The organism is Variovorax paradoxus, assembly GCF_040544635.1.
GTDB lineage: Bacteria > Pseudomonadota > Gammaproteobacteria > Burkholderiales > Burkholderiaceae_C > Variovorax > Variovorax paradoxus_R.
Map to the genome: position 1 here is coordinate 35,292 of NZ_JBEPKJ010000014.1, position 24,008 is coordinate 59,299.

A 24,008-nucleotide genomic window follows, 5' to 3' on the forward strand; every position below is an offset into this window, starting at 1 on the left:
GAGAGGCTCGCGTCTGTTGCGAGTTGTCCGCGGAAAAAAGTTTCGCTGCATTGTGACTTATTTCCAGGTACTTGTGACCCTGCTGGCGATTCGTACCGAATTGCCGTGATCTTTGAACTGGAGCAATCATGCTTATACAAAAACTGACTCAATCTTTTTTCCGCACCGCAGGCAGGCTGCCTGCTTTGGCTGCAAGCTTTGGCGCCGGAATGATCGCCGTGGCGAGCCTGGCTGCGCCGGCCTCGGCGCAGCCAGTCGCAACCCCGTCCGCGCTCGCTCCCGAGAAAACCGTTGCGGTCGCCCTGACGCAATTCAAGGTGGTTAAGGCTGCGGACGGCAAGGAGCAGCTGCTGGATGCTTCCTCCGTCAAGCCGGGCGACATCCTGGAATACCGGGCAACCTACATCAACAAAACCGGCAAGGCGGTTTCCGGCTTGGTCGCCGATCTGCCGATCCCCGAGGGGCTTGAGTACCTGCCGCGCAGCGCCAAGCCCGGTGCAGCATTGGTCAAGGCGGCCACCAAGGACGGCGTTTACGGCGCCGAGCCGCTGACGCGGAAGGCCGCGAACAACAAGACGGAGCCCGTGCCCTACGGCGACTACCGCGCATTGCGCTGGACGCTTGGCCAGCTGCCCGCCGGCGGCGAAGCCGCCGTGACTGCACGCGCCAAGGTCGAGATCGTCGTTCCGCCAGAGCCGAAGACCTCCGCCGCCGCGCCGCAGGCGCCACCTGTGATGGTGCAGTCCGCTGCAGGCGCTGCCTCGCGCTGAGGTCGTGGTGGTTTCGCCTCCTGGCTTCCGTTCCCTTGCTTTCCTTTGCTATTGCGCGCAACCCGGCCAATGTCTTCCGTCCGCGGAATCCATGAGCCGGGCTTTTTTTGTTCCTTTTTTTGACAACCGAGGAGAAACCACGTGAGTCCCACCTTGCCAACCCGGCGCATCGGCTTCAGGCCGAGCGCCACATGGGCTGGCGCCGCAGTTCTGTCGCTGGGCTTCCTGTTTGGAAGCTCGAGCGCACTTGCCGCGCCGCCACCCGCCAATACCGTGATCGGTAACCAGGCTTCGGCCACCTATTCGGATTCGTCCGGCACCACGCAGCTGGCCACCTCCAACCTGGTGCAGACCACGGTGCAGCAGGTCGGCTCGTTCACGCTGGACACGTTCAACCAGGTCACGACGACGGTCGTCAACACCAAGCTCGGCGCCGCAGGCTCGGTGGTGTACGCACCGCACATCTTGACCAACACCGGCAACGGCTCGGACACCTTCACCATCACGGTGGATGCCGACAACGATGCCTTCTCGAAGGTCGAGGTCTATCCCGACGCGAACGGCGACGGCATGCCCGACAGCACCACGCCGCTGTGTACCGCCGCCCCCGCCGCAGTCTGCAGCGTGCCCGCCCAGACCGTGCCCGGCAACAACGGCACGTTCCAGTTTGTCGTGGCCTACACGATCCCCGGCACGGCCACCACGCCGACCACCCCGTTCGACACCGCCACCATCACGGCCACCCCGGGTACGCCGGCGCTGTACACGGCGCCGAACACCTCGGCAGCGGACAAGGACCAGGTCAACCTGACGACGGTCGCCGCCTTCGGTGCCACCAAGTCGATCGGCGTTCCGGCAGTGGCCGGTCCCGGCGGCGCGGCTTGGCCGCTCGCGAGCACCGGTGGTCCGCGTTCGTCGGCAGCCTCCTGCTCGACGACCTGGGCTGCAGGCCTGGCTTCCAGCGCGACCTGCCAGTACACGGTCTACACGCTCACCTTCAACAACACCGGCGGAGCGCCCGGCAAGTTCGCCCTGTCGGACACGCTGCCATCCGGCTTCACCTATGTCGCGGGTTCCTCCGTCTGGAGCAGCGCTCCGGGCGTGGCGCTCGGCGACGGTGCGGGCGGCGATCCGGCGGGTATCGACTTCCAGGTGGCAGGCAACACGCTGAATGCCGTCGTGAACTCGCTCGGCCAGAACGTCACGCAGACGATCAGCTTCGTGGTGCTGGTGAATAACACGGCCGTGGTCGGCACCTCGACCACGACCAACGTCGGCCAGTACAACCCGACGGATTCTCCGACCGCCACCGCAACGGCGATCGGTACCCTGGGTTCGACCACCAACCCGGCGGCCTACACCGTTGTCGCCAGCTACGGCCTCGTCGTGGGTACCAACCCCTCGACCGCGGCAACGGCAGTCGACACGGTGGCGGGCACGCCCAACGGCACGGCGGCCGACACGACCACGCAGCCCTCGGTGGTTGCCGGCGGCAGCGTCAAGTTCCCGCAGACCGTGTTCAACACCGGCAGCGGCGTCGACAGCATCAACCTGAGCATCGCCAACGGGAGCTTCCCGGCCGGCACGACCTTCCTGCTGTTCGCAGCGGACGGCGTGACGCCGCTGCTCGACACCACCGGCGACGGCGTTCCCGACACCGGCCCGATTCCGGTCGGCGGCAGCGCCAACATCGTGGTGCAGGCCAACGTTCCGGCCAGCGCCACGGTGGGCTCGGGTCCGTTCAATGCGGTCCTGACCGGCCGTTCGGCGAACGACCCGACCAAGCTCGACGCCACGCTCGACCAGGTCACCATCGTCGTCGGTTCGCTCGTCGACCTGACCAACAGCGCAGCCGGTACCGGCTCGGGTTCGGTGGCAGGCGGTGACTTGGGCCCAGGCCCCAGCCCACAGCCGACCACGACCAACAGCACGCCTGCGGGCACCGGCACGATCTTCACGCTGTTCGTCAAGAACAACGATGCGGGCGGCCCGGCAACGCAGACCTATGTGCTGGCGGCCAGCCAGTCCACCGGCTTCCCGGGCACGCTGCCGGCGGGCTGGACGGTGAAGTTCGTGGCAGCGGGCGGTACCTGTGCCGCCGCGGCCATCACCAACGTGACCGTGGCTGCCGGTGCGCAGCAGCAGGTCGACGCCTGCGTGACGCCTCCCGCCACGCAAACGCCGGTGACGGCCCAGCCGATCTACTTCCGCGTGCAGTCGACCGCGGTGGCATCGACCGGCGTGCTCGTGTCCGACGCGAAGCAGGACGCGGTGACCGTCACCACGGCAGCAACGCTGGGCGCCACCCTGACGCCCAACAACGTCGGCCAGGTCGCTCCGGGCGGCACCGTCGTCTATGCGCACACGCTGACCAACATCGGCAACCAGAGCTGCGGCGCGTACACGCTCACGGCCACCGTGCCGGCCGCCGACGCGGCGCTGGGTTGGACCACCGCCATCTACCTAGACGTGAACGGCGACGGCCAGATCGATGCGGGCGACACCCTGGTTACCGGCCCCCTCGCCGGACCGCTGGCGGCAGGCGCAACGCAGAAGCTGCTGGTGCGCGTGTTCGCACCGGGCGGCGCCAGCGCAGGCGCGACTGACACGACGACCGTGACGGCCACGTTCACCGATCCGGCGCCGAACTGCGGCACGCCCTCGGCCACCGACATCAGCACCGTGATCACCGGCCAGATCCGCGTCCTCAAGACGCAGGCTGCCGATATCGCCTGCGACGGCACGGCTGACGCAGCCTTCGCTGCAACGCCGCTGTCGCTGAAGCCTGGCCAGTGCATCGTGTACCAGGTCGTTGCGACCAATGAAGGCACCGCGCCGATCACCAACATCGCCATCAACGATGCAGTGCCTGCGTACACGGCAATGAGCGCCACGCAGCCGGCCAACCAGTGCGTCTCGACCGGCGTGACCGGCACCGCGCTGGCCTATGCCCAGACCCCCACGGCGGTGAGCTGCGGCAGCGCGGCCAACACCGTGGCCCCGGGTGGCACGGCCACGCTGACCTTCGCAGTACGGATCAACCAGTAACGCGCGATTGAGTCGCCGGCAGGCCTCTCCAGGCCTGCCGGCTTTACGCGAGGCGCCGCCTTCACGGCTGCGCTTCGCCTTTTTCCCCTGCTGCTTTTCGGCGCGTGTGTCCTTGCACGCGCGCATGGCAGCGGCAGAGGAAAAAGACCCAGGTATTCACGGCCCCAGCAGGCGCCGACGGAAGGTGACGCGGAGTGCAATTCTTGTTTGACTCATTGATGAGCTGCCGCTCGCAGCGATGGCGCCAAGCCGGCGCCACGCTGGCGATCGGCCTGGCGCTGCTCCTGGCGCTCTTCCTGACGCTGTTCCTGGCGTCCGCCGCGGTGCATGCGGCACCCGCGCCCGGTGGCAGCGTCATCCGCAACGTGGCAAAGGCCAGCTACGTGCCGGCCGGCTTTGCGCAGACCGAAACGTCCAACTCCAACAGCGTGGTGGCGAACGTCCTCGCGGTCGAGGCGCTGGTGCTGACGCAAGACCAGGCCGTCAACCGGCCGCCCGCGACGGTGGTCACGCTGAACCACCTGCTCACCAACACCGGCAACGTGCCTTCGAGCTATGCGCTGGGCTTTGCCAACAACGTGGGCGGCTGCGCGGCCGACACGCTCGACCTTTCGACCCTGCGCGTCGTGCGCGACATCAACAACAACGGCGTGGCGGACCCCGGCGATCCGGTGCTGCCGCTCGGCGCGCCCGGTGCGCTGGCACTGCGGCCCGGCGAAACGGCCTCGCTGCTGGTGCAGGGCACGGTTCCGGCCACCGGCGCCGGCGTGGCCTGCGCGGCGCTGACGGCGACCACCGCGCTGCAGAACCTGAGCGCCACCAACCGCGACACCGTGACGGTGGGCGACATGGCGGTGATCGCCATCACCAAGAGCGCGAGCTACCCGGGCGTCATCGTGCCGGGGCAGACCCGCATCGACTTTGCGGTCTCTGGCACCAACATCGGCGCGCGCGATGCGCAGCCCGCCAACGTTGCCGCGCCGACAGGCACGCCGGTGCTGGTGAACGGCGCGCCCACCAGCCTGGTGCTGGTGCGCGACCTCATTCCCGCCGGCACGCAGTACATCGCCGGCACGCTGCAGAGCACGGCCGCGGGCGCGGTGCGCTTGTTCCGCATGCCGGGCGACCCGGCCTTCAGCTACCGCACCGCGGACGACGCCGCGGCCGTCGAAGTGGCGATTGGCGTGCCCGCGGCCGTGTCGCGCAACGCCTCCATCGCCATGCAATTCGCGGTGATCGTGCGCGCGGACCAGACCGGCGACATCCGCAACACCGCGCAGAGCTATTACAACGATGGCACCGCACCGGTGGTGTCGCCATCGAACACCGTCCTCATCACCACCAGCCAGAGCCGCATCGGCGTGGCCAAGACAGCTTCGACGCCCCGCGCCAACCGCGGCGCCGACGGGCTGCTCGACGGAACCGCGACCGTGCGCTTCAGCGTCGACGTGCGCAACTACGGGGCCGTGTGGCTCTACGGCGTGCAAGCGACCGATCTGCTCGAAGGCAGCGGCGCCAGCCAGTTCGGCAGCTACACCAGCGCGGCCGTGCCCGGCCCCAATCAATACACCGTCGCGCCCGGCTCGATCGCCATCGCGGGCAACCAGGGCAACGGCACGAGCGGCACCGTGGCCGCCGCGAACAACGCCTTCACCGGCACCGCCGCTGCGCAGAACCTGCTGGCGCCGGGCGCCGTGCTGCCGGTCGGCGCGCAAGTCACCGTGCAGTTCGACGTTCGCATCAACGTCAACGGCCGCACCGGCATGCTTCTCAACAGCGTGCGTGCGCAGGGCGCGCTCGCACCCGGCGGCGCGCCGGTGGCTTTCGACGATTCGGTCGACGGCGCCAGCCCCGACCCGGACGGCGACGGCAACCCGAACAACAACACCGCGCCCACGCCGGTGTCGATGGAGCTTCCATCGCTGTCGCTCGCCAAGAGCGCCTCGCTGCCGCGGCGCATGGCGCAAGGCGTCTACGAAATCGATTATCGGCTGCTCGTCACGAACACCGGTGTGGCCCCTGCACCCCACGTGCGCGTGATCGACAACCTGAACTGCACCTTCGACATGGACAAGCCCGAGGGGGCCGTTGCCTCTTGGGAGCTGGTGGGCGCGCCCAAGGTCCGCAGCGGGCTGCTCAATCCCGCGGGGAGCTTTACCGGCCGCGCCGCCTGCGACCGCGAGGCGCTCGCGAGCGCCGACGCCTTCAGGCTGCCGACCGAGGCGGTGCTCAGCCTCACCGACGGCAACCGCGGCCTGGAGCCCGGGCAGAGCGAGGAAATCGTCTTCACCGTTCGCCTGACCCAGAAGCCCGGCGCAGGCGACCGCCGCGTGGCCATCAACAACAAGGCGTGGGCGGCGGCGTTCGACCAGAACACCATCAACGTCACGCCTGCGATGCTGGTTGCCGCCACTGCCAACTCGGTGCAGTCGCTGCTCGCCGACCCGGCCGGCACGGTCTACAACGCCGTCACGCGGGCGCCTGTTCCCGGCGCGGTGGTCACGTTCACCCGGCAGTCGTGCAGCAGCGGTTCGGTCACGCCGATGACCGCGGCTGAAATCTACGGTGGCTCGTCGGACACCTATACCTTCAATGCCGATGGCAGCGTGTCGATGACGACCGGCGCCGACGGCAGCTATCAGTTCTATCTGCAATCGCCGCCGGCCACCGGTCTGTGCACGTATTCGCTCCACGTGGTTCCGCCGGCCGGCAGCGGCTATGTCTATCCGTCGCAGCTGATCCCCGTGACGGCCGGCACCTTCGGCAGTTGCGGTCCGGTGGTGCCCAGTGCGCTGCCGCCCAAGGGCGCGGAGCCGACCACGCACTATTTCTCGGTCACATCCGGCTTCAACGCTTCGAATGCGGCGTGCGACGTGGTGCACAACCACATCCCGCTCGACCCCGGCAATGTGCTCGGCCTGGTGCTGCGCAAGGAAGGCAGCAAGCGGCAGGTCGAGTTCGGCGACTTCATGGACTACGCGCTGACGGTTACCAACAAGACGGGTACGCCGGTGACCGGCATCTCGATCAGCGACAGCCTGCCGCCGGGCTTTGCCTACGTGAGCAACAGCGCGCGCCTGAACGGCGCGGCCACCGCCAACCCGGTCGGCGGCGCGGGCCCCAAGCTGGTGTTCAGCTACCCGACGCTGACGCTCGGCGTCGACCAGATGGCCATGGTGCGCTACCGCGTGCGCGTCGGCGTGGGCGCGCCCACCAACGGAGACGCCATCAACCGCGCGCGTGCCTATTCCGGCCCGATGCAGTCCAACCTGGCGAACTGGACCGTGCGCGTCACGGGCGGCGTGTTCTCGGACGAAGCCTTCATGTTCGGCAAGGTCTACATGGACTGCAAGGCCGACGGCAAGCAAGAGGGCAGTGATGAAATCGGCGTGCCCGGCGTGCGCCTTTTCATGGAAGACGGCACCAACGTGGTCACCGACGTGGAGGGCAAGTGGAGCCTCTACGGACTCAAGCCGCTCACCCACGTGCTGCGCGTGGACCAGACCACGCTGCCGCCCGGCGCCCGGCTTGAAATACTCGACAACCGCAATGCCGGAAGCCCCGAGAGCCGCTTCGTCGACTTGAAGAAGGGCGAGTTCCACAAGGCCAACTTCGTCATCGGCAGCTGCGACAGCCCGGCAACGCTGGCCGACGTGGTCGCACGCCGCGCGGCCATCGCCGCAATTCCGGACACCGAGGCCGAAGCCCAGGTGCGCATGCGACTGAACCCCGAAGGGCAGATCGTTGCCGTGGGCGACTTGCGCTCGCTGCCCGCCAGCGGCCAGGCGCTCGCGAGCGGCAGCACCGGCTCGACCATGACCACGTCCGCACCGCTGATCGCGATGCCCGACGCGCCGGCCAACTCCAGCAGCTTCGTCGGTGCCGCGTCGGGCAGCATGAGCGGCACGCTGGGTACCGCCGCATCGGCCGGATCGGCCTCATCGACGCCCGCCGGCAGCCTGTTCGCAGCGCTCAACGGGCTACCGGCCGCCGCGCAGGGTGCATCGGCCGCGGGCGGCGCGGCGAGCGGCGTCGGCGCGTTCGCGAGCCGGCCGGTCAACACCTCCGCCGCCATGCTGGAGCCGCGCAGTGCGCCGCTGCTGGCCGAGGCAGTGCCCAGTCCCATAGAGCTGGAGGTGCTGCTGCCGCAGATCGAAAGCAATGCGCTCGGCTTTCTCGGCCTGAAGGACGGCGACACAGTTCCCGGCCAGTCGATCAACGTGCGCGTCAAAGGCGAGGCCGGCTTGGCGCTGCGCCTCACGGTCAACGGCCAGGCCATCGACGGGCGGCGCGTCGGCAAGAAAACCCAGTTGCCCTCGAAGAGCATCGGCGCCTGGGAATACATCGGCGTGGTGCTGCAGCCCGGAACCAATCGCCTGCAGCTCGATGCGGTGGACGATTTCGGCAACGTGCGCGGCACCGAGCAGATCGGCATCGTCGCGCCGGACAAGCTGGGCGGCATCCAGGTCGACCTGCCCGAAACCGCTTACGCCGATCTGCGCACGCCCGTGGCTGTGAAGGTTCGGCTGGTCGACGCCGCAGGCGTGCCGGTGACCGCACGCACCCAGCTCACGCTGGAGGCCGACCGTGGCCGCTGGTTCGACGAAGACCTGAACCCGGCCGAGCCGGGCACCCAGGTGTTCATGGAAGGCGGGGCCGCCGAGTTCCGGCTGCTGCCGCCAGGCGAGGCGGGCGATGCGCGGATTCGCGTGACCGCCGGCAGCTTCGTCAAGGAAGTGCGGCTCGCGTTGCTGCCCGAGATGCGCCCGATGATCGGCGTCGGCATCGTCGAAGGCGTGCTCGACTTCACCAGGCGCGGCAGCGTGCCGCTCGGCGCCATGCCGGCGGGCGCGGCCTTCGAGGCCGAGCTGACGGGGCTGACCGACGAGCGCGAGAACCGGCGCGCGGGCGCCCGCGCCGCCTTCTTCTTCAAGGGCACCGTCAAGGGCGAATACCTGCTCACGGCAGCCTTCGACTCCGACAAGGCGCGCAAGGACCGCCTGTTCCGCGACATCCGCCCCGACGAGTTCTACCCCGTGTACGGCGACTCGTCCGTCAAGGGCTTCGATGCGCAGAGCACGCAGAAGCTCTACGTGCGCATCGACAAGAACCGTTCGTTCCTGCTGTACGGCGACTTCACCACCAGCAGCAGCACCGAGGTGCGCAACCTGAGCCAGAGCAATCGCGCGCTCACCGGCCTGAAGCACGTGTACGAGACCGCCAACGTGCGCGCCACCAGCTATGCGTCCCGCACCGCGCAGACGCAGCAAGTGGAAGAGTTTCGCGCCGTCGGCACCTCCGGCCCCTATTACCTGAGCGCGACCGGCGGCGAGTTCGTCGACAACAGCGAGCAGATCGAGGTGGTGGTGCGCGACCGCAACCAGCCCGACATCGTGCTGCAGCGCACGGCAGTCACGCGCTTCGTGGACTACACGGTCGAGCCGCTCACGCGCCGCGTGCTGTTCACGCGTGCCATCGCATCGGTCGACGCCAATCTCAACCCGCAATCGATCCGCGTCACCTACGAGGTCGACAGCGGCGGCCCCAAGTTCACCGTGGCCGGCACCGACGTGCAGGTCAAGGTGGGCGAGCGCCTGCAGGTGGGCGTGGTCGCAAGCACCGACCAGAACCCTGAAAACCACCGCAAGCTGCGCGCGCTGACGGCCGTGGCCCGCCTGGGCGACAACACCACGGCCGCGGCCGAACTGGTGCGCACCGAGTCCGACGAGAAGGGCAAGGGCGAGGGCGGCCGCATCGAAGTGCGCCACCAGGACGAGAAGCTTGCGGTGGTGGCGCTGGCCAGCAAGACCAGCACCGGCTTCGACAATCCGGGCGCGAGTTTCTCGGCGGGACGCACCGAGGTTTCGGGCCGTGCCGAATACAAGATCGACGACAACACCGCGGCGCGCGCCGAAGTGCTCTACAGCAAGGACGCGCTGCTCGAAGGCGACCGCAAGGGCGCCAGCGCGAGCCTGCGCAAGAAGCTGGACGACAACGTCGTTGCGGAAGTCGGCGTGCGCCACGGCCAGAGCAAGAGCGGCCTGGCCTCGGGTTCCGGCTTCGACTACGGCGAGATCTCCACCTACAACGGCAATCTCGGCAGCCGCGTCGGTGCCGGCAACGTCACGGCGCTGGGCGCCGCCGCCACGGCCAACAGCAGCGCCGAAAGCGAGAGCCTGACCACCGTGCGCGCGCGCCTCTCGGCGCAGGTGCCCGGCGTGCCGCTGGCCCAGGTTTTCGTCGAGGGCGAGCAGGACCTGAAGGATTCCGATCGCCGTACGCTAGCCATTGGCGGCAACTACGCGATCACCGACAAGACGCGCGCCTACGCGCGCTACGAGCTCATCTCCAGCCTGTATGGCGATGCCCAGCTGGACGCCACGCAGTCCAACAACGTCGGCATCCTCGGCATCGAGAGCAACTACATGGACGGCGGGCGCATCTACAACGAGTACCGGCTTGCCGACAGCGTTGATGGCCGCAGCGCGCAGGCAGCCATGGGCGTGCGCAACACCTTCAAGCTCACCGACCGTTTCAGCCTGACCGGTGGCCTGGAGCACACCCGCCAGATGGGCGGCTACACCAACAGCGCCAACAGCGGCACCGGCTATGCGGGTGGGCTGGGCGAATCGACTGCAGTCACCGCGGGCGTCGAATACCTGACGGACAACTACAAGCTCAGCGGCATTCTCGAAGGCCGCAAGGGCGACGACGCGAACACCCGCCTCTTCAGCGCCGGCTTCGGCTACAAGATCAGCCCCGCATGGAGCCTGCTGGCGCGCAGCGTGGTGAGCGACAGCGAAGGGCAGGGCACTAACGGCGGCAACGAGCGCCATCTTCAGCGCCACCAGATCGGCTTGGCCTACCGCCCGGTGGACAGCGACACCTGGAATGCGCTGATGCGCTACGAGCGCCGCTCGGAACGCATCGTGGGCAACGGCAACGCCGCCGGCGCGCTGACCGGCGGCAGCGCCTTCGGCAGCGGGTTCGGCAACGCCACCCTGCCGGGCAGCACCAGCGCGGACATTCTCTCGGCGCACCTGAACTACAACCCGCAGCGCGGCAGCGTGCTGAGCGCGCGTTACGCGGGAAAGATCTCGCGCACCGACGACGGCTTCCTGGCCAGCACCTACTGGGCGCATCTGCTGCATGCGCGCTACACCCGCGACCTCGACAAGGACTGGGACTTCGGCATCCAGGCCGGCCTGCTCTACGGCAAGGGCGGCTCGCTGCAGAAGACCGCGGGCGTGGAACTCGGCTACCAGATGGCGAAGGACCTGTGGATTTCCGCCGGCTACAACTTCCTCGGCCTGCAGGACCGCGACCTGACGGCCAACGAATACACCAGCAAGGGTGCATACATCCGGCTGCGCTTCAAGTTCGATGAAACGAGGCTGGGCTTTCCATCGGCCGGTGCCGCTGCTCCGCCAGCATCGGCGCCCGCGTCCCCAGAAGAAAAAACCGGTTCAGAAAAATGAACATGCAAAGACTCAAGAACACGCTGCGCTCGATTGCGGGCACGGCATGGTGGTGGCTCCTGTACACGCTATGGCTGCTGGCCGTGCCGCTTTCCGGGCATGCGCAGCAGGTGCTCAGGCCGCAGACCGGTACGTTGATCAACGGCACGATGGTGGGCTCCAGTAACGGTTTGTCCATGAGAACCTACTGCGCCAGCGGGTTCCCGACCGGCCTGACGATGTGGGAGCGCTATCACAGCGCGGCGGTCAACGGCACCTTTGCCAACCTGACCGGCGGCTTGCGTGCGTACGAACTGCGCTGCTCTCCGTTCACCGTCACCGAGGGCGCGACCGCCGCGACCATCACCTGGGGCGCGCCGACCCAGCGCGGGGCCGCGGGCCGTCCCATCAACGGCATGACGCGGCGCGGTCCGCAGGCCTGCCCGGCCGGCACGGTGATTGCGGTGATGGGCGGCGTCGACCGCATGTTCAACGGATCGTCGGGCAACATCTATCCGACGCAGATCACCTTCACTTGCCGGCCGGTCTCGGTGGTGGCGGGCGACTGGTTCCGCGTCGCGGCCAGCGGCGGCGCGAGCTACACGCTGGGCATCACCACGAACGACGGCGGCACCGGTCCCGGCTCGGCGGTGCCAGGCCCCCTGCGCGCCCCGCGCACCGTTTGCCCCTATTCGGCCACCAACACCTGCAACGGCCTGGAAGACCACGGCGGCGGGGAGCTGATCGACGGCTTCTCCGGCGTGCGAAGCGAGTTTCCCGACGCACGCGTTTCGCAGCGCATCAGCTTCGTCAACTACGCCTGGAGCCAGGCGCTCGGCCCCAGCACGAACACCGCCACCTGGCGCCCGACCGCGGGCCGTTTGCCGTTCTACCCGCCGACCGTTGCCAACAACATCGCCCGCTACCAGGACACCTACGAAAGCTACGCATCGGCAGGCACCAGCTACAGCGGCGGTGCCCTGGCACCCAGCGGCGTCAGCGTCCAAAACGTCGTCAGGACCGGTACCTGCAACACCTCGCACACGCTCGCAACGCAGGAGGACTACACCTGCACGAACATCATCACCGGCCGGCCCGACCTGCAGGTGCGGGTCGCCGTGCCGTCGGACGCCTGGACCAGCCACGGGCAGGAACGCATCGTCCGGCTCACGGCCAAGAACTTCGGCCCGGGCCGCACCACGGCCACCGACAACTCGACCGCGGTGCTGGCCCTTCCTGTCGGATGGAACACCGGCACCTTGCCCGCCAACTGCGCAAAGGCCGGCTCGCCTGTGGTGGTGACGTGCCAGCTCAATCCCACGCTGCTCGCGGGCTCGAGCGGGCCCGGCATGACGGACGGCGGCGAAGCCAACTTCGACATCCCGGTGTTCCCGCAGCCCACCGTGGCGGCCGGCAGCTACCCGGTCGTCAATGGCGCCAGGGTTTGCGTTCAGGCGGCATCGTCCGGCAACCCGCACTACTGCACGGTGCCCAACGATACGACTCCCAACAACGACGACGGCATTGCGGTGGATGAAACCGACACCATCGTCCTCGCGTACCTCACGCCGCCGCTGATGCCGCCGCGCGTCACGACCACGGTGGTCTCGAACGGCGGCGTGGGTTCCTTCGCGTTCACCGGCACCAACGATGCGGCGCCTGTCAGCCCCATCGTCACGACGGTGGCCGGCCAAGGCGAATCGGGGCCCACCAGGGAATTGGCGGTCACGCGGAGCGCGACGTTCCTGCAGCAGGCCGTACCGCCCGCTGGCTTTGCGCTGCGCGCCATGTCGTGTACCGGCATGGCCCCGGGCGGCACCGCAACCTACGACCTCGCGCTGCGACGCGTGACCCTGGATGCGGCCGCCACAGACTACGGCGCCAACATTGCCTGTACCTTCACCAACACCCGCGTGGTCGTGACCGTCAGCAAGGTGACCGAGGGCGGAACGGGCAGCTTCTCGTTCACCGGCTCCAACGGCTTCGCCGCGCAGAGCATCACCACCTCCGCGGCCAACACGCCGGAGGAGGGCGATCCATCGGGCCTGACGACGGTAGGCGCCGCAACCACCATCACCGAAGGCGTGCCGCCTGTCGGCTGGCGGCTTAAGGCCATTGCCTGCACGGGCATGGGCGCGGGCGGCACTGCCACGGTGAACCTTGCAGCGCGTGCCGTCACGCTGAATGCGGCGGCCACGGCAGCGGGCAGCAACATCGCCTGTACCTTCACCAACACCAAGCTGCCGACGATGACGGTCAGCAAGATTTCGATCGGCGGCACGGACAGCTTTGCCTTCACCGGCACCAACGGCTTCACCGCCACCAACGTGACGACGGAAGACGACGGCGTTGCCATCGCCGCAACGGAACAGGTGCTCACGGCCGCGAACACCGCCACCAGCATCACCGAAAGCGTGCCGCCCCCCCCCTATGCCTTGACCGGCATCAGCTGCACGGGCATGGGCCCGGGAGGCACAGCCACGCCGAACCTGGCCACGCGCACCATCGCGCTCAACGCCGCGGCCACCGCACCGGGCAGCGACATCAACTGCACATTCACCAACACGGTCCAGCCGCAGCTCAAGCTGGTGAAGACCGCCGGCGCCGCGAGCTTTGCGGTCGGCGTGCCGTCGAGCTACACGCTCACGTTGAACAACATCGGCCCGGTCCCAACCACCGCTACCGCGACGATCAGCGACACCGTGCCCGCCACGCTGACGCTCGGCACCATGCCCGCCGGCTGCACCGCAAGCGGGCAGGTCGTGAGCTGCAGCGTGCCTGCGGGGCTCGCCGCCACCACCGGCACTGCGGCCTTCGTCATTCCGGTCACGCCCTTGCCGGGTGCCTCGCCGAGCGTTGCCAACACCGCGACGGCCACGGGTGGCGGCGACCCGTTGTGCAACGCCACGGGCAACTGCACGAGCAGCGTGACCACGCCGGTGCTGGGCGAACCCCGCATCACCCTGCGCAAGACCAAGACCAACGTCACCGGCACCCACACCTTCGGTTTCACGCTGACTGGCGTCACCAACCCGACGGACAGCATCGCGGTGACCGCGCTGGCCACTCCGCAGCCCTCCGCCACGGTGCATGTGGGCGCCCCGGGCGTCGAAGCCACCGTGCAGGAGTCGAGCGTGCCCGCGGGCTGGCCGGCCAACCCGGTGTCGGTGTCCTGCCTGGACTCCGCAGCCGCGACGAGCGGCAATCCGACCACGCAGCTGGCCATACTCAACGGCAACACCGCAACCCTGCCTGCGAGCGTGATGCGGCCCGCGGCGGCCATTGCCTGTACCTTCACCAACACGGCCACTGCGCGCATCGCTGTGGACAAGACCGCATCCGCGACCGCCGGAGCCGGCGGCAGCATCGTCTACGGCCTGAGCTTCGCCAATACCGGCCCGGTGGCCACCGGCACTTCGCTGGTGGTGAGCGAGCAATTGCCGCCTGGCGTGGTGGCCAACTCGGTGGTGCCCGGCACCGGCGTCACGTCGGTGAGCTGCGGCTCGCTGCCGAGCGCTCCCGGCGCGCTGCTCAACTGCACCATGACGCTGCCCGCCGGCGGCATTCCGGCCACCACGGGCGTGCGCGGCTTCACCCTGAACGCGACTGCGCCCATCGTTGCCACGGGTACGGTGCTGACCAACTACGCCAGCACCAACGTGAACGGCGCGGGCTTGCCGGTTATGGCAGCCGGCGCCGGCTGCGTCTCCAGCGGCACGGTGAGCTGCGACAACGCACAGACCACCATCGTGGTGGGCCCCGCCGCCGGCAGCCAGTCGGGCGTGCGCGTCGTCACCGACAACCAGCTGGCCAACGGCACCGCGCAGGACGTGCTCGAAGCGTTCATCCGCGACGAGTCCGGCACCCCGGTCCAGGCCGGCACGGTGGTGACCTTCGGCGCCACGCCGAACGTCGCCTTCAACGGCGGCGCTGTCGGCGCGGCCGGAAGCTGCACCACCACGGCGGCAGGCCTCTGCCAGGTGAGGGCAACCAGCACCGTGGCCGCGGTCTACGGCACCACGCAGGTCACGGTGGGCGGCGCTGTGCTGAGCGGCAACTTCAGCGTCGGCGAAGACAGCTACCTGCCGAGTCCGCAGCCCTACCGGTTCGGCAGCCGTCCGACCGTGACCATCCGCAAGACCTCGCTCGGAGGGGTCGGCACGTTCAGCTTCACCGGAAGCAACGGCCTGGTGGCACGCAACATCACCACCACCGTGGCCGGTACGCCGGTTGCGACGGCGGTGCAGACGCTCACGGCCGCGAACACGGCCACGACCATCACCGAAGGCGCACCGCCGGCCGGCTACGCGCTGATCGATGCCTCGTGCACCGGCCTGGGTGCCGGCGGATCGGCTTCGCGCAACGGACGCGTGCTCACGCTCGATGCGGCGGCCACCGCGCCGGGCAGCAACATCGTCTGTACCTTCACCAACGCCTTCGACGCGAACCCTCCGCCGCCGCCCGTTGTGCCCACGGTGATGTGCTCGACGAATGCAGCGGTGTTCAACACCGGCTTCGACGGGCCCGCCGGCCCGCCGGTGGCCACCGGGCGCGATCCGGTGTGGGAGTCGGGCATCGGCACGGCGGCCGGCGGCCCGGGCAGCGTGGCGGCATGGGCGCGCTCGTACGTCGGCAACAAGGCGCCCGCCAGCTGGATTGCGTCCCCGTTCGGCAACGCCAACTGGGTGTCGCAGTACCCCGGCTCGCATGCCGGCAATGTCGACATCTACCATCGCTTTACCTTCAACATGGCGCCATCGGTCAATCCGGCGACCTTTGCGTTGAAGCTGGACTTCTATTCCGACAACTCCGTCGCGGGGGTCTACATCAACGGGGTGTTGCAGAGCCTTCCGGGCGTGCCGCAGGGCGGGACCAATCCGTACTTCCACGCCGGCTTCGTCGCGGGTGCCGCAGCCAGCACCAACCTGACCAGCAACTGGCAGACCGGTTCCAACACGGTGGTCGTCCACATCAAGAGCGGCGCGGGAGCGCAGGGCTTCCTGGCCCAGGCCACCACCAGCGCGCTGTGTGCGCCTGCGACAGTCAACCTGCAGAAGACCACCCTGAACGGCGCCGGCGGACCCTTCACCTTCAACCTGACCAACACCACGCAGGCAAGCGGTACGGTCAGCACCGTTGCCGCCGGTACGCCGGCGCAGGTGGACGGCGACACGGCTGCGGCGGGCGTGCAGACCTTCAGCGCCAGCGCGAGCAACAAGGTCATCAGCATCACCGAGCCCGCGGTTCCCGGCTGGCATCTGACCGGCGCAAGCTGCACCGACGCCGGAGCGCCGGTCGGCAGTCTCGGCACCGGCGCGAGCGGGCGCACCTACACCATTCCCGCGACCAGCGTGCAGCTGGGCAAGTCGCTGCAATGCGTGTTCACGAATTCCGCCTCGGCCACGGTGACCATCCGCAAGGTGTCCCTGGGCGCGACCGGAACCTTCGGCTTCAGCGGTAACAACGGCCTCGCGGCGCAGAGCCTTACCACCACCGCGCTCGGAACGCCGGTTGCGGGCGCCATCCAGACCGTGGCGGTACCGAGCACGGCGACGACCATTACCGAAGACCCACTGCCCACCGACTACGCGTTGACCGGCGTCAGCTGTACGGGCCTGGGCGCGGGTGGCACCGCCACGCCCGATCTGCCGAACCGCAGGGTGACGCTGGATGCGGCCGCCACGGCGCCAGGCAGCAACATTGCGTGTACCTTCACCAACACCTACACGCCGCCGTACCCACGGGTGCAGATCGTCAAGACCACCATCGGCGGCAGCGGCAGCAACCTGTTCCGCTTTGCGCTCAGCGGCCTTTCGGTGGCAAGCGACAGCATCACCGTGGTGGGTGACGACAGCGTGGAGGGCGCAGCCAATATCACCGGCACGGCCGGTGTCGGTGTCACGATCAGCGAAACCTCGCCCGAGGGCTGGCCGGTCAACCCGGTGAGCGCCAGCTGCGTGGACTTGAACAGCGCCACCCCGGCTGCCGCGTTCGGTACGCTGACGGGCAATCAGCTGGCCATTCCCGCGGCCAACATGGTCGCTGGGGCGGCCATCACCTGTACGTTCGTGAACGGTTATCCGAAAAACGTGACAGGCCGCGTGTTTCTCGACAGCGGCATGACGGGCGGAACCGCGAACGACGGCCTTGTCAACGGTGGCGAGATCGGGCTCAGCGGCATCAGCATGCGGCTGACCGACTGCGCGGCAACCACCTTGTCGACCGCCGTCACCGACGGCACCGGCAAGTACGCGCTGGCCGTACCTTTCACCATCGGCACGGGCGATGCGCTGTGCGTGGAAGAAACCAACACGGTTTCGCGTATCTCCACCGGCGCTTCGGTGGGTGCCGTCCAGCTGCCTTCCGGCCAGACCGTGGCGAACGCAGGCATCGGCTACACCTATACCCGCGAAGGCACGCCGGACCGCATCGCCTTCACATGGAACAGCAGCGGCCACGCAGGCCTGAACTTCGGCGACGTCGAGCGCAACACGCTCGCCAGCGATGGCGCCAAGAACGGCCTGCCGGGCAGCACGGTGAGCTATCCGCACACCTTCACCGCGCGCACTGGCGGTGAAGTGAGCTTCGATATCTCGAACTCCGTGGACACTCCCGCGCTCAGCGGCTGGAACGGCAAGATCTTTGCCGACACCGGCTGCACCGGCGCGCTGCAGGCCGGCGCGGCGCTGCTCTACCCGCCGGCCGTGCCGGTGACGGTGGTTACGGGGCAGAACGTGTGCATCGTGATGCAGGAGTTCATTCCCGCCAACGCGATGAGCGGCAACAGCAACACCAGCACCGTGCAGGCCAGCTTCGTCTTCACCAACGCCAGCCCGGGCCTGAACGCCACCTACACGGTGACCGACATCACCACCGCGTCGACCAGCGCGCTGGAGCTCAGGAAGGAAGTGCGGAACGTGACGCAAGGCGGCAGCTTCGGCATCAACAACCAGGCCAAGCCGGGCGAGACGCTGGAGTACCGCATCACCTACACCAACAACGGGACCACGCCAATCAGCGGCATGACGGTCAACGACACGACGCCGCAATTCACGGCCTTTGTTGCCGCACTGGCGGACACGACCCCGGCCACGCTTGCGAGCTGCCAGAAGAACACGCCCGCCAACCCGTCCCCGGCGCCGGCCGTCGATTGCAGCGCCGCGCAAACGGAAGGTGGAACGGGTGGGCTGAGCTGGAAATTCACAGGACCGCTGGACCCCGGCGCGTCGGGTACGGTCCTCTTCACTGTCAAGGTGAACTGAGCATGAGCAACCTCTTGCCAAGAGCCGTCGACGACAGCGGCGAATCGGGTGCACGGTCCACACCAGTGTGGAATCGAAGGGCGGTGCAATCGATGAGGTTCGTGAGATCCGAAGGCGCGCGCATCGCGGTGCTCGACCTGACGCCGCGTACGCGCGAGTACGGACGCCGAGCCGTTCGAAGGCTCGGGCACCAGCCCAAGGTATTCGCGAGCACTGCCGAGATTGCTCGCTGCGATGCCGCGCTTGCGCCGAAATTCGACATGGTCTTTCTGGCTGTAGAGGGCGATGCCGAGTCGTCCCTCATGCAGCTCAAAGAGGTCAAGGCGCTGGTCGGGCTTTGGACGCCGGTGCTGTGCCTGGCTTCGCGAGATCAAGTGCCGGTGCTGTCGGATCTGCATTGGAATGCGACGAATGAAGTGATCGTGAGCCCGACTTCATTCGTCGAATTCTGCTGTGTTGCGCGCATGTTCATGCGGCGCTTCGGTGTGAGCGTGTCCGAATCCGATCCGGCGTGGGATTGCTATCGCTTTTCTCTGATGAGCGATACCGTGGAGGTTGCGGGTGAGAGGGTTCACCTTCGTGCGATCGACTTCGACGTTGCGTTCGAACTGTTCTCTCATGCGGGCCAGACGCTCACGCGCGAGTGGTTGTACTCGACCCTCTGGGACAAATACGAAGACACGCAGTCACGGACCCTCGACGTCAGCATTTCTCGTTTGCGGCGCGTCTTGGATCTCAAGGCCAATGGCTGGGACCTCCGGGCCGTCCACGGCATGGGATACCGGCTGGACGGTCCGAGCGGGAAAGACCGGGCTATCGCCTGAGGTGAGGCTGGAGGTGATTCGGCAAAGGACGCGTGCATCGCCCCAGCTTCTCCTGCGGCCTTGGACATTTTTCACAATCGCGAACAAATGAATATCGCCAATGTCGGGTAGCCGACACGGACGCTCAATCGGTTTGCACTTCGACGTTTCACAGCGATAGATTCCGCCCACTTCGAGGTCTTGCACGGTCGCTCTGCCTCGGAAAACGCGATCAACCGGAGATTCGAAGTGCCGTGCTTCAGTCCTTGGAGCAACTCACCCAGCACAACGTAGTCGGCGATCTATTTCTATCTAGCATGTGGGAGTAAATGTGAACAGGTCATTTCGAAGCATTTGGAATGAGGCGCTCGGCGCCTGGGTGGCGGCCAGCGAGGTTTGCACCGCGCGTGGCAAGAAGTCTTCGAGCGCCACGCTCGGCGCGGTTGTCTTGGCCACCGCGGCCTTCGGCGGCGCATCGTCCGCTTGGGCGGCCAACGAGTGCGGGGTTGTCGCTTCGGGCGGCACTGTGACTTGCAACGGTGATGGAACGCCAGTGGGGGACGCGAACCCGAACACCACCGGCATTTTCTATGGCACCGACAACATCAAAGTCATCGTGGACGGTACCGCGACACCCTTAACCATCGCGCCAGTCACCACGCCGACAACCGCCAATGGCGTTTTTTCGGGCGGTAGCGGCATAGGCAATCAACAGATTGAAATCAACGGCCCCGTCACGATCAATCTGACCACCCCGGCGGGCAATCCTGACACCGGTGCAGCCTGGGCTGTGCTGGCCAACTCACTCACAAGCGGCGCTACCGGTAATGCAAGCATCGTCATCAATGGCGCGAACATCACCAGCAAAGGCGAATACGCTTCTGGCGTCGCCACCAGCATCGTCGGCAACGGCAATGCAACCTCGATCCTCAACAGCGGCTCCATCTCCACCACTGGCACGCAAGGTTCAGGGGTCGGTCTGATGGCCGAAACGTACGGCACCGGCACGGCGACGGTCACGGTGAACGGCGGTTCGATCAGCACCGGCACTGCGGCAGGCGGGTCGCACGCGGCTTTCGCGCTGGCGCGTGGCAATGGCGATGCTGTGGCCACCATGACGGGCGGTACTGCCACCACACAGGCCTTGAATAACTCGGTCGTCGTTGCCGCGACAGAGGGCTCCGGCGATGCGTACGCCACCATGTCTGGCGGCACTGCGACGACGAACGGCGCCAGCTCGGTCGTTGTCGCAGTCGGCTCAGGGTCTGGCGACGCGATTGCCAGCCAGACGGGAGGGACGGTAATCGCCAACGGATCGGGCGGCGTGGGGCTGGCTGCGTTGGCTGTCGGAACGGGCGCTGCGACCGCATCCATGACGGGCGGCAGTATCGCGACCAAGGGCAGCAACGGCTACGGAATCTGGGCCACTGTCCTGAACCCAGCCAGCACGGCCGCGGCAACGGCAACCATGGATGCCGCGGCTTCGACGATCACCACGCAGCAGACCGGTGCCGCCGGTATATACGCACGCAACGAAGGCAATGGCACGGCCACTGCCACGCTGCTGAACGGCAGCATCAGCACGGCGGGCACCTACGGCTATGGGCTCTATGCCGGCACAGTGGGGGCCGGCAATGCCGTCGCCAGTTCCTCGGCAGGCACTTCCATCCAGACCAGCGGTACCGACGGCGCCAAGGGGATCCTTGCCCATGCCATGGGAACCGGCAATGCGACAGCGGTGAACGGTGGAACCATACTGACGACCGGCGCCTCGGGTATCGATGGCAACTTCGGCGTTTACGCATTGGCTGCGGGCGGCAACGCCACCGCGGGCAACACCGGAACCATCACGACAGGCGGCACGTTCGGCTACGGCGTCTACGCCGCAACGACCGGAAACGGCATTGCAACAGCCAACTCGAGCGGCGCCGTCACGACCAACGGTCCCTATTCCACCGGGATCGGTGCGCATATCGACAATTTCGATTCGACCAAGCATGGCACCGCGATCGCCACGCTCCAGAGCGGCGGAACCGTCGCGACCAATGGGTCTCCCTACGGCATTGGCGTTTTTGCGGACGTCATGGGCTATGGGGATGCGATTGCCACCAACCAGGGGGCCATCGCCACCAAGGGGCAGTTCGCGAATGGCACGGTAGCCCGCGTGCTTTATGGTGCAGGTGACGCCACGGCCGTGAATCAAGGGACGATATCCACCACAGGTATTGCAGCCCAAGGCATGCAGGCAGCAGTTGATCAGGGCGCTGTGGGCAATGCAACGGTATTGAACACAGGGGCGATCACAACGGTTGGCCAAGATTCGGTTGGTATTTCGGCGAACGTCGGAACGGTTGCCAGCAGCTCGACGGCGACGGCGACCATGAACGGCGGCACGGTCAGCACATCGGGCGCCGCTGCCACAGGCATCGTCAGCTCCAACGCCGGCCTTGGCCTGGCTGTGGTCCAGATGAATGCGGGCACCGTGACGGCGACAGGCGCGAATGCCGACGGCCTGCGCGCCACCTCGGCGGGCGGCACCTACCAGGTCGACGCCACGGGCGGCAGCGTGACCAGCGGCAGCGGCACGGGCGCCGCCATCCACACGCTCGCAGCAGCAGGCGGCACCATCAACATCGGCGCAGCCGCTGTGGTCAACGGCGCCGCCTCCGGCATCGCCATCCGCGACGGCGACGCTGCCGGTACCGGCACCGACACGCTCGGCGGCAACGCCGTCGTCACCACCGCGGGCACCGTCACCGGCGACGCCATCCTCGGCCTGGGCAACGACAGCCTGGCGCTCACCGGCGGCAGCTACACCGGCAACATCTACGGCGACGACCGCGTGGCCAGCGCGGCCGACGGCAACGACAGCTTCACCTGGACCGGCGGCACCCTCGCGGGCGGCTTCTACGGCCAGAACGGCTCGGACACCGCCTTCGTGTCCGCCGCCAGCTACAACGGCAGCCAGGTGCTGGACGGCGGCGACGACGTCTCGGCCGCCGACGGCTGGGTCGACAAGCTCACCCTGCAGGGCGTGACCGCCACCGCCGGCGGCGACACCCTGCGCAACTGGGAAACCATCACCCTGGACAACACCCGCCTGACCCTGGCCGGCGCCCCGCTGGCCGTGGGCGCGGGAGTGGACGCCGGCGGCGCCCCGATGGGCCTGTTCATCCAGCCCACCAGCAGCGTCTTCCTCGGGCAGCCGGCCTTCACCCTCACCGGCGACGTGCACAACGCGGGCCTCATCGACCTGCGCAACGCCGCCGGCGTGCCTGGCAACGCGCTCACGGTCAACGGCAACTACGCCGGCGCCAACGGCCTGGTGCGGATCAATACGGCCCTGGGCAGCGACGCCAGCGCCACCGACAAGCTGGTGGTCAACGGCAACACCAGCGGCACCACCCGTGTGCTCGTGGCCAATGCCGGCGGCGCCGGCGCGGCCACCGTCAACGGCATCCAGGTGGTGCAGGTCAGCGGCACCTCCTCGGAAGGCAACTTCACCCTGGCCGCCCCCGTGCAGGCCGGCGCCTACGAATACGGCCTGCACCGTGGCGGGCGCACCGACGGCGACGCCAACAGCTTCTACCTGAGCAGCGTCTACCACACGCCCCCGCTGGTGCCCGGCGTCCCGAGCCCTGCGCCTGTCCCCGCCCCCGAGGTGCTGCGCCCCGCCGTGCCCGGCTACGTGATGGGCCAGGTCGCCACCCAGGAACTGGGCCTGGGCCTGCTGGGCACGCTGCACCAGCGCGTGGGCGAGCAGCAGACCCTCAAGTGGGACCACTGCGGCTGCGACGACAAGGCCCCCGCCGACCAGGCGTGGATGCGCCTGCACGCGCAGCGCCTGGACCTGGACGGCAAGCGCCAGTTCGGCTTCGAGCAGGAGATGCAATACCTGCAGCTGGGCAAGGACCTGGCCGTGCGCTACAGCGGCGACGCCGGCGACAAGTCGCGCAGCCACACCGGCCTGAGCGTGGGCTACGGGCGCACCAGCACCAACTTCAGCGATCGCCGCCGCGGCGATGCCGGCATGGGCTACGACACCGGCAAGATGAAGGGCCAGATGCTCACCCTGGGCGCGTACCACACGCGCTACGCCGACAACGGCAGCTACCTGGACCTGGTCGGCCAGCTGCATGCGGTGCAGAACAAGTACACCGACAAGTACGGCGGCGAGGGCACGCAAAAGGGCACCGGCGGCGGGCTGAGCGTGGAAGTGGGCCGCCCCTGGCAGATCGGCGACAGCCAGTGGCTGATCGAGCCGCAGGCGCAGCTGAGCTACCAGCTCACGCGCTACCGTGGCTTTGCGGACAACATCTCCACGGTGGACGGCTTCACCAGCCACAGCCTGCGCGGGCGCCTGGGCGCGCGGCTGGCCTGGAACGACAAGGCCGAGCGCGGCGACAAGCTCACGCGCACCAACACCTTCTATGTGACGGCCAACGTGCTGCACGAGTTCAAGGACCCCAAGGGCGTGACCATCGGCAACACCACGGTGAACGAGCAATGGGCCAAGCAGACCTGGGCCGAGCTGGGCGTGGGCGCGCAGCTGCCGCTGAGCAAGGCGGCCTACCTGTATGGCGGGGTGCAGTACCAGCGCTCGCTCAGCGGCACGAGCCGCGAAGGCGTCTCGGGGCAGCTCGGGGTGCGGGTGGCGTGGTGAGCGCC

Annotated in this window: 6 protein-coding genes and 1 pseudogene; all 7 read left to right on the forward strand. The window is 67.9% G+C overall.

Going from position 1 to position 24,008, the window contains the following annotated elements; genetic code table 11:
* Positions 1-209 precede the first annotated feature (209 nt).
* The 7 genes and pseudogenes from ABIC94_RS22075 to ABIC94_RS22105 all read left to right on the forward strand — a co-directional run bounded on the left by ABIC94_RS22075 (position 210) and on the right by ABIC94_RS22105 (position 24,003).
* Positions 210-770, forward strand: coding sequence for a hypothetical protein (locus ABIC94_RS22075; protein WP_436318078.1), 561 nt, complete (start codon positions 210-212; stop codon positions 768-770).
* A 141-nt stretch (positions 771-911) separates the two neighbouring features.
* Entirely contained in the window at positions 912-3,818 is a 2,907-nt protein-coding gene (locus tag ABIC94_RS22080) for a beta strand repeat-containing protein (protein ID WP_354375122.1), read from the forward strand.
* Positions 3,819-4,021: 203 nt separating this feature from the next.
* A complete protein-coding gene (locus tag ABIC94_RS22085; RefSeq protein WP_354375123.1) occupies positions 4,022-11,296 on the forward strand; it encodes a hypothetical protein in 7,275 nt (2,424 codons plus the stop codon).
* 2 nt (positions 11,297-11,298) lie between these two features.
* On the forward strand, positions 11,299-18,537 hold the full coding sequence (locus tag ABIC94_RS22090; RefSeq protein WP_354375124.1) for a prealbumin-like fold domain-containing protein: 7,239 nt from the start codon (positions 11,299-11,301) through the stop codon (positions 18,535-18,537).
* Positions 18,538-18,539: 2 nt separating this feature from the next.
* Positions 18,540-19,361, forward strand: coding sequence for a winged helix-turn-helix transcriptional regulator (locus tag ABIC94_RS22095; protein ID WP_354375125.1), 822 nt, complete (start codon positions 18,540-18,542; stop codon positions 19,359-19,361).
* Between the two features lie 310 nt (positions 19,362-19,671).
* Positions 19,672-19,800, forward strand: a pseudogene (locus ABIC94_RS22100) (ESPR domain-containing protein); the annotation flags it as partial.
* Between the two features lie 93 nt (positions 19,801-19,893).
* Entirely contained in the window at positions 19,894-24,003 is a 4,110-nt protein-coding gene (locus ABIC94_RS22105; RefSeq protein ID WP_354375249.1) for an autotransporter outer membrane beta-barrel domain-containing protein, read from the forward strand.
* Positions 24,004-24,008: the final 5 nt, after the last annotated feature.

Coding starts and splice junctions, on each gene's coding strand:
- ABIC94_RS22075 (WP_436318078.1), top strand. CDS start 210: ATGATCGCCGTGGCGAGCCTGGCTGCGCCGGCCTCGGCGCAGCCAGTC.
- ABIC94_RS22090 (WP_354375124.1), top strand. CDS start 11,299: ATGCAAAGACTCAAGAACACGCTGCGCTCGATTGCGGGCACGGCATGG.
- ABIC94_RS22095 (WP_354375125.1), top strand. CDS start 18,540: ATGAGCAACCTCTTGCCAAGAGCCGTCGACGACAGCGGCGAATCGGGT.